7 protein-coding genes are annotated in these 9,159 nt (G+C 35.7%); 2 read left to right on the forward strand and 5 right to left on the reverse strand.

Annotated features, from left to right (window positions below; genetic code table 11):
- The 5 genes from ACWQ4X_RS19110 to ACWQ4X_RS19130 form a co-directional block, all read right to left on the reverse strand.
- Window positions 1-487, reverse strand: a 487-nt coding sequence (locus ACWQ4X_RS19110) for a hypothetical protein (RefSeq protein ID WP_457904612.1), incomplete at its 3' end; no start/stop codon positions are given.
- Between the two features lie 253 nt (window positions 488-740).
- A complete protein-coding gene (locus tag ACWQ4X_RS19115; RefSeq protein ID WP_457904613.1) occupies window positions 741-1,076 on the reverse strand; it encodes a hypothetical protein in 336 nt (111 codons plus the stop codon).
- Between the two features lie 112 nt (window positions 1,077-1,188).
- Window positions 1,189-4,146 carry a tyrosine-type recombinase/integrase gene (locus tag ACWQ4X_RS19120; protein WP_457904614.1) on the reverse strand — a complete coding sequence of 986 codons (2,958 nt, stop codon included), beginning with the start codon at window positions 4,144-4,146 and terminating at the stop codon, window positions 1,189-1,191.
- Window positions 4,143-6,323 (reverse strand): hypothetical protein, encoded by a 2,181-nt coding sequence (locus ACWQ4X_RS19125; RefSeq protein WP_457904615.1) that lies wholly within the window; start codon window positions 6,321-6,323, stop codon window positions 4,143-4,145. Before ACWQ4X_RS19125 ends, ACWQ4X_RS19120 begins: the two co-directional genes overlap by 4 nt.
- Window positions 6,320-6,892: a hypothetical protein gene (locus tag ACWQ4X_RS19130; RefSeq protein ID WP_457904616.1), complete on the reverse strand. Its 573-nt coding sequence runs from the start codon at window positions 6,890-6,892 to the stop codon at window positions 6,320-6,322. The genes ACWQ4X_RS19125 and ACWQ4X_RS19130 overlap by 4 nt, the downstream gene beginning before the upstream one ends.
- A 556-nt stretch (window positions 6,893-7,448) precedes the next feature.
- Between ACWQ4X_RS19130 and ACWQ4X_RS19135 the strand changes: the two genes are divergently transcribed.
- Together ACWQ4X_RS19135 and ACWQ4X_RS19140 are read left to right on the forward strand one after the other, a co-directional pair.
- Window positions 7,449-8,039 (forward strand): class I SAM-dependent methyltransferase, encoded by a 591-nt coding sequence (locus ACWQ4X_RS19135; RefSeq protein WP_457904617.1) that lies wholly within the window; start codon window positions 7,449-7,451, stop codon window positions 8,037-8,039.
- 3 nt (window positions 8,040-8,042) lie between these two features.
- Window positions 8,043-9,125 (forward strand): HNH endonuclease, encoded by a 1,083-nt coding sequence (locus tag ACWQ4X_RS19140; protein WP_457904618.1) that lies wholly within the window; start codon window positions 8,043-8,045, stop codon window positions 9,123-9,125.
- Window positions 9,126-9,159: the final 34 nt, after the last annotated feature.

Consider the following 9,159-nt stretch of genomic DNA (forward strand, 5'->3'; position numbering starts at 1 on the left):
ATCCTGTAGGCATGGCACATTTTAGACCTGTTTCTTTTCCGTCAAGTCGTTTAGCTTCATCTTGAGTAATATAAGCGATCCCCAGATGACTCTGTAGAAGACTACTTAGTTCCTGATCTGTATGGTTATCTTCTTCTATCAACCTCCACAATTCATACATTAAGTAGTTCATGGGAACGATATGTTCTTTTCTCCGAGCCAAGTTCATGTCAGTGAATAGCGCCTGGGATTTTCCTTTATAAATCAGCTTATCTTCAGGATGTAACAAACGCTCAATAAATCTGGAGTGATATCCCCAGGGCATCTTTACCTTATCTTGAAAAGAGACAACATTCCTTAAGTGCTGAATGATCACATAGCTTGTTCTTTTAATATGTTCATCAATTGCGATTTTATGATCAATTGTGTTTTGCTGTGTTTCAGGAACGAGGTTAGCTTGGTCATGTAATTCTTCAAAGAATAAATCACCTGAATTTAGTTCAGACATTTTTATATCCTGTTTTTAAAGTAAAAGCAGGATAACAAGAAGAATAGTTTAAATCAAATAAATATATAAATATCAATAAGTTGTATTAATAAAACAAAAAACAAATCTATCAACGGCTCGAAGATGCTCTACCGCACCGGTTTTTTACAAAAAATTACATATTAGCTTGATATCAAATTGTTTTCATAAGGGGGCAGGCATTACAGCCAAGTTCTTCATGATGCGTATGATGTGGTTATGGATCCTAAGTAAACTATATTTTGTAATGAGGATCTGTCCTCAGGATGACATTCTCAACATTTAAATTAAAAAAATTGAGGATTTGATTGACCTTACTTCTTCGCAATAACGTCTTATCGAGATAGATAATCGCCTTACCTTTATGGGTGTTAAAAATAACTCTGCCTCTAGGCAGCTGCTCATACTCAGTATGTTCCAATCCCGGTATTTGAAGTTTTAATTTTTCCCAATAGTCCATATGCGCGTACTGACTATCAATCAAGCCTATTGAGTCAGCCTCATGTAAAGAGAACTCATGAGCAATTCCTATGACTTCGTCTTTATAAAACCAGAAAATTCCTATATTCATTTAATATCTCATTTTTAAGAGGAATTACCAAATCAGGGTTGATTACTTGATTACTTGATTAATTGAGCAAGAGTTTTAACCCTTTCCAGTTATTCATTTAGATACAGTATGATTAAAGATGGTACACAATTATCATATACATCAAAAACTTAAACACGCCTAAGGCTGTTGAACCTTTACACTTGAAAGAAAACCTAATTCGATTTTCATCCTCGTTTAGATTGAAATTTTGTGGCTGTAATTTTAAACCTTGTAATGTGTTTTTAAGCTGCTCCTTGCTCTGTTGCGAAAGCTCTAGATGAAGATATTTTTTGGGGAATAGGCTATTAATAAAACACAGAAATTTTTTTAATTGGCGTTTTTCATTAAGATCAAAAACGAAATGAGATGAATTTGGCTGAACTTTTTCAAGATAACTCGTGTAGATAGCGTTGAGCTGTTTTTGATATTTTCGATGTACAGCCGGAAATCGGTTTTGAACATAATCAATGATCTTTTTTTCTTCTTTATTGGTCGGTAGCATCGTGACCAGGGCTTCGGGGAATTTTCTTAAAAAATCTGTAGTAAACAGCTTGGAGGATTTTTTCTGGTTTATACAGGACGTTTTTAAGTGTAGAGCTCTGGCACGAAATTTTTGCGCTATTTGTAGAGGAATGGCTTCAGGTAACAAGATGTCTTCTTCCTTGGCTGTTGCCAGAATATGATGTAGTAGCTCAAAAGTCATTTCGGAGTCATGTGCTCCCAGCATCAGTGAATCGTTTGACTGCTGTTGTCCTGGTTGATGTTGATGATTATGCTGTATGTAACGATCTTTAGTAAGCTGATCAAATAAAAACTGTTTGATTGCCCGTTGCTGTACTGGATATTTAACACCATCATCATGTTTTAGAATATTGTAATAAGCCTCTTTGGGCAGTGGGCTTTGTATTTGATTCAGTTGGTAGGTAATCGCTAAATGCATTAGGTGTAAATAGCTTGAACAAGTTGTTTCAGGCGTTAGGTGCCCGCCAAAATGGGAAAGAGCGTACCAAGTCTGTTGAGTATTTCTGTTTCGTAGTAACGCGTAACGGATGCGTAATTGCTCATGTGGACTATAGTCAGTAAATGCGTCAGCAAGTGGTGAGTGTTTTAAAATCAGATAGAGATGATTAAACGCCGAATGGCGCAGGTTATGATAAGTAAAATCGTGTTCTCCAAAAAATGACTGGATTAGTTGTTTCAGCAGAGAATTCACTTCGTTTTCATGAGTTTCTTTCAAGGACTGTTTTAAAAATAGCGGTTGTCTAAGTGATTTTCCTTGTGCTTTCAGCAGACGTTTTCTATTCAGACTATACGCTTTGAATGCTCGTAATTCGTCTGCTTTGAACAGGTGATGCAAAGGAATCTTACGGTAAGCTGAATAACTTTTTTGATTTTTATTTAGATTATTTTGGATAGTTAACATTACAGCATCTTCAGTAATAAGTAGATCACGTACAAAGATATTTAATGTTTCATTAATTCGTAGTCCGGCTCTGAAACCCAGAATAAAAATCAATTCAAACATTTTTTTATCCCGAACCGAAATACCTTGGGCATTTTTGAGTTGCTGTAGCATGCCATGAAAAATATGGGGCGAGATCAGTGCTGTTTTACAAATTTTTACTTGGATTAAATTATCCAGATCGACAGCGGGTGCATTAAAGAATAAGGTCTGTTTGTGATGAAATTCCTTTAGGCGTTTTTGTAAAGTCGCTCGAGTCATTTCTCTCTTTAATAAAAGCATTTCCCCGTAAAGGTCTTCAAAATTAGCATCTGAAAATGATGAAATATCTTTGTCTTGTGTTGCTTGCAACCACTGGATTGCAAATTGTGAAAACATGGTATTTAGAGAGCTTTGTTTAATTGGCTGAAAATCTGCTCGTGTAAGCTTGCGCTCAAATCGTTGCTGTTGCTGGATAATATGATTGAGACGTTCCAGTTGTGGCTCCGTTAATTTTGAGCGCAGAATAGTCCACAGCAGCAAACGTTCCAGGGCGGGAGACAGTTCTCTGGAATATAACTCTATGAGTTGATCCCTATAGTTTTTTGCACGTATGGCTTGACGTATCTTTACTAAAACTTCTGCTATATCACTTGCGATATTGGCTGTAGAGTGAACCTGATGGTTTTCAAAAGTATTCTCAATTGTATTGGTATATGTTTGTTCAAACTGAACAAAATAAGCTGCTAACTGTTTTTCAAGAGGACTAGAACTGTAAACTTCATTTTTTAAAATACAAATAGACATTTGATCCAGTCCACTGTTTTTTAGGAACTGGGTATAGTAAAAACCGTATTTTAACAGGTCTTTATAACGTACCTTTTCCGCAGGAAAACATTCGATAATACAAGAGTCGATCAGATGTTCTGCATCATCAATATCTGAAAATAAATCAAATTCCTGATGCTTTAGTCTGTAGATCCAGCATTTCACAATATCGTTTAAGACAAACATTTTTGTATAACTGACTGAAAAATCCGGGTCCTTTATACGCTGATTACCGAAATGTCGATTCGGGATCTCTAGTGAAATAATATGATTCAGGTTTAAGAAACTTTGAAATTTATGTGTTTTTAAAATGAGTTTTAAAAACTTTTGCAGTGCGGTATCGTTATAAATGCCATTGAATAATATTGTACTGATCAAACAGAAACCGAGTGATTGAGTCGGACTGAAGTCATTATGTTGTGCCCAGTAATCAATTATATTTCTGGCAAAATGAGTAATTCTTTTACCATGTTTCAAAGTTTCTATATTTTGCTGTGGAGGAGTTCTTTCGTGCCTCACGGGTGTGGAGGGTACTGAATAGTTTTGATTCGATGACACATTAAAACGCTTGATATATTTCGCAAATTCTAGACGTGCCATTTGGTAGCTACGGATATTGGATTTATAGTGCTCTAAAAGCTGATTATCAACTTGTTGACAAATTTCCTGATAGTTTTCTGGTGTCAGTTCTTTGCATTTCTCGCTAAATAATTTCAGAAGAAATGCTTTGTTTTTTCTATGTTTTTCTATTCGTTTTTGGGAATGTGGATGTTTGCTCATGCAATAGTTATTCCTGTAAACGTAGCCATGCTTTTAAGCTCTAAGCTTTGGATCAGCTTGTCTTGTGCTGTTCTAATTTGATCGAAATCGGTTGCCTGAAAACCGGAATAACGGTCAAACAGTTCCTGCATCGCTTCATCGTGCCCAAAGATGCCCTTTAGGACATCTTCATTGCAGTATTGTGCAAAGAAATAGCGAGAAAAATGACGGGTCCAATTGCGCTGCAAGGCTATTTCAGCACAGTATTTTTGAATATCAGCGAGCTGTAAATTTCGGATATATCCCTGAGGTTCATAAAACAAAAGAAATGGGCGTTCACCATCGAAGACTTCCTGGATTGCTTTTACTCTTTCCTGAGGAAGAATGGCTCTCATAAGATGCTGAAATTGTTTTAAATAATTTAGGTAATACAGTATTTCATTGCGAAGAAAATCATTGAAAGGTAGATAACGCCCAATGGTACCTGAATAGCGTTGCTCTTTATCTGCTGCAGCTAATATACGATTGTCGAGATCAATATAGTCCAAATTGGGTGGAAAGGATTCGCTCGGCCGTGCAGAGGTCATGATCATGCAAACATGCCACAACCAGATTGAATAATGATTTAAAGTCTGAAAGGGATTAGGATTATTCCGAACTTGCTTGTCAAGTTGGTGGAAAAAAGACTGAACGAATGGAAGATCAGGTGTCTGCAGACTACCGAAACTAATAGAAGATTTAAACTCTTCAATATAGCCGCTCTCGAACTGTGGGCAAATCAGATCAAGTGTCTGAGTATAAATATCCAAAATATCAACAATTTTCGTTGAAAAGTAATGACATGGAGTGTAGTGATTAACGCTTTCGCCATTGAGTAATTTACTTTCCAGTTCATATCCCAGTTCGTTCAACGTAATATCACTGATTAAACGAGGAAGATTTTGAGCTGTTAAATGAAAAGTAAGGCCGTCACTGATTTTACGTAAATGTTTTTGCACATCAGAAGCAATATCGGCTTTATCCCTCTTTTTTAGTAGAGAAATCTGATAAAAATAAACTTTGGGTAAGGGGATTGTAAAAGAATTGCCTATATTCAGCATATATTCTTTTAATACAACATCTTTAAATTTGGAGTTGTCGAAGCTTTGTCGAAAATAGCAATTTTTAGGACTAAAAGTGATTTCTTTGCTTTTTGACCTCAGACGGAAATGTTTTCGAAATACCAATAGCTCTTCATAATGTGTGAAACTGAGTACTGAAAATAAAAGCAAGGCATGAATTGGAGAATCCTCTGCTTGTTCAAATAAAATTCGCATAATGTACTGTGCAGTCGGCAAATCAAACACACGTGGATTCGGTTTGTTCATTAAAGCATTCTTGTTTTGATGCAGAATTTTGTTCTTGAGATTAATGACTTGAGCAGTAACAGAACGTTGCTCTAAGCTATTAAATTCAAAGTTATGATCTTCAACTGTTTCAATGATTTTATCTTCGCGTGATTGTTTAGCCGTACCCTGTTCAAACTTGGTCTGATGCGTTTGCTCATCATCGAGAGTCATTCTTGATGTCTTGTAAACATCTGTTTGGGGAGGTTCTTGGATGCTTGAATTAACTTGACGGTGTCTTTTTTGACGCTCTGATTGAGTATATGCATATTGATAGATGACACGAATATCTGCCAGTTGGCCAATCTGCTCTTTACTTAGACTTTGCAGGGAACGGTTCAGAAGTTCTTTATTTTCTTGCTCTTTTTTGTTTATAAAATCAATTAGATCCTCTAATTCTAGAGGCAGAGAGGGTAAAAAATTATAGAGCCAATGATATTTTTGATTCGTACTGGCTAAACGGAAGCGCATACAAAGATTAGCTATGGTTGTTGCGTGCTCTTTGCTGTCGAGCAATTCAATACAATGGGTATTAAAAATAGCCCACTTGAGCGCGTTTGATTGGTGCGCAGATGGCGTGTTGATCAGGGCGAAGAGATAATGAATGAGCGGATATTCACTGATTAATGTATCAGCAAGCTGTTGATTCATAATATTTTTAAGTTCAATGACTTGTGCAGTATGAATGAAATCATTGAGCTTGATGGGATTTTGATAGTCTTCCAGTTTTGCTTCAGCCAGCGATTGATAGAAGTCCCTAAAGGGTTTCAGTTTAAGCGTTTGAGTATCTTCTAAAAAGTCATATCCGTTCATGATTTAATCCCCGCAAGAATTTTATCTAACGATAATCGGCTGTTATTGGTAGTAATTAAACTTGCAGGACTCTTAGATTTTGGGAGTTCAGTGAGTTCTCGTAAAAACTCATGGCTTAAGCTTCTATGGCCAAAAACTTCTCGAAGGTGAGCTGGTAAATATTGCTCATTCAGCCAATGTGCAATGACATCTAAGCCAGTAATGGAACGATGGAGGCCGGAATTGAGCAATATTTTTACTTCGTTTAAGGCATTAATGATGCAGTCATATGAATTATTTTTTTCATAAGCTCTAAACTTTAATTCGTCTTTTTCTTTTGAGAAATAACAATAGATCCATGTGAAATGACTGCTAAAAAAATAATGATCCGGTTTGTTAGTGGCCATAAGAGGGATTTCTACCTTCTGTTTTAAAGCGAAATCTAAAAGGTAATCTTGCATTTTTTTACTGAGTTGTACAAATAAAGAAATCCATATTTGATATGCAGGCATGCATTTTGGATAACACATTAACTCTATGTTTTTTGCAGCTACGCGGTAATTTGGTATGCTTTTATCTTTTACAGACATACAATTATGCTTCCCCATGTGTGTGCCAAATGGCTAAAAATAAAACATTATTATTAATATATTTTAATTTTATTTTCATCAACATTTAAATTAAGTTTTTGTGTTTTCAATTTGTAAAAATAAAAAGCATTGTTTTTTAACATATTTTTTGTTTTTAAAAGCATTTTTCTATTATTTTATGAACTTTTTAAAATTAATTTGTGTACATTGGAATATTATTTTGTGTGGTTTTTAATATTAGTTTGTGTACACTGGAACATTATTTTTTAGGATTTGGAATATTGGTTTATGTACACTGGAACATTATATTGTTATATTATTATTCTGGTTGTGTGTTCTTTATTTTTGATTTTATTTTTGATTTAAGTTGATCGCTTAGGTTGTATTTATAAATTTTAAAGCTTTTGGTTGATCTTATACTTAAAAATATCAGGTTGCCAATCAACTCTGAATTGAAAAGATATGAACTTCAAGTTGAATGTAGTTTTTATATCATTGACATCTTGCGAAGAATCAAAGTAATTTTCATCATGAGATTGTAAACCTTTAAAAAATCATGAACCAAAATTCTGACTACTATAATAAAAATGCTGATTTATTTTTTAATAGTACTTATCAGGTTGAGATGGAAAGTCTCTACGCACCATTTTTAAGGTATTTGCCGGAACATGCTTCTATTCTCGACCTGGGCTGTGGCTCAGGTCGAGATACGTTAGCTTTTAAAAATTTGGGTCATCAGGTAGAGGCAATCGACTATTCAGAGGAGTTGGTTGCAAAAGCACGTCAGCTTACCGGGCTACCCGTGCAATTGGGCAGTTTTTATGAATTGTCTGCACAGGGGAAATATGATGGCATTTGGGCATGTGCTTCTTTATTGCACTGTGAGCGAGAGAAGTTGTCAGATGTATTGTACAGGATCTTAACGGCACTAAAGCCAAATGGTGTTTGCTATATGTCCTTTAAATATGGCAGTCAAGATCGTGAAAAAGATGGGCGTAGCTTTACCGACTTAAATGAACAGCAGGCACATGATTTGTTAAAAGGCTTTGATCAGGTACTGCTTTTGCAGCAGTGGATTAGCATTGATAAACGTCCAGACCGAACAGAAGAATGGCTGAATATTCTTTTCAAAAAGCAAAAGGCTTGAACAATGTTTGTAAGTGATGAAGCCGTTCCAACACCTCAAGAACAACTGAAATTCCTTAAGCATATCCAGCAAATTTTGCAGTCAGGTACGTTCACTTCAACCTATAAGTTTGCCTTGCTGATGAGCATTACTCGACTTGCGATTGAACAGGGACAAGATACTGGTGCAACACTCCGTCTAGACTATCTGGATATTGCTGAGAAGTTTATTGATCTTTATTGGAAACAGTCACTGCCATTTCAGTTTAACCAATATGAACCTTTTACAATTCAACAAAGTACAGGTAAGCAAGCAAAGATCATCAGTGAAATCCTAAAAGCACAACAACAATATAAAACAATCGCCGCTGCAAGAAGAGATTCAGTTTTTTGGTTAAAACTCAGAAAATCTGTAGTGAGTACAGTGAAACAGATGCCAGTCGTGTATTTGCAAAATATAAATGGTCAAACTTTTGAATTTCTCTACCATTTGAATGACTCTAAGGAAGCTCTGCAATTATTGCCAAAAGTGATGTACTGCTTAAGGCAATTCAGTGAAATTATTGAAGAACTATGCCAGAAACGTTGGATTGATTTCGTTCGGCTGAACAAACAAAACCTTCTGGTCTTGGATGGGCTACCTGATCTGGATGAATTTATGTTTGCCCCTAGTCGTAGTCAATTAGGGCAAGTCGCAAACTTTTTAATTGACCTACAAGAATGCCAGTGTTTCTACTGTGGTAAGAGTCTTAAAAACAATAAATACGCAGTAGATCACTTTATCCCGTGGTCACTTTACCCAGCAGATACTGGGCATAACTTTGTGTTGGCAGATGATAAATGTAATTCACAAAAAAGTAACTATCTGGCATCGGAACAATTTTTGACTCAGTGGTTGGAACGGAATTATTTACACGATCAACTGATTACACAAGAGATTTCTCAATTGGGTTTTTTAACCGATATTCAGCGTTCGCATCGGGTAGCTGATTGGGCCTATAAACAAGCGATTGAAAACGAATATTTGGTTTGGTTGGGTGGTAGTGAAAAAACGTTGATTATTCAGAATAGGTGGAATATTCATGGCGAAATACCAATTTGCAATTGATGAATCAGGAAAAACCGTCAATTCTTTAGACTTT

This window comes from Acinetobacter sp. NigerLNRRAM0016 (assembly GCF_054112845.1).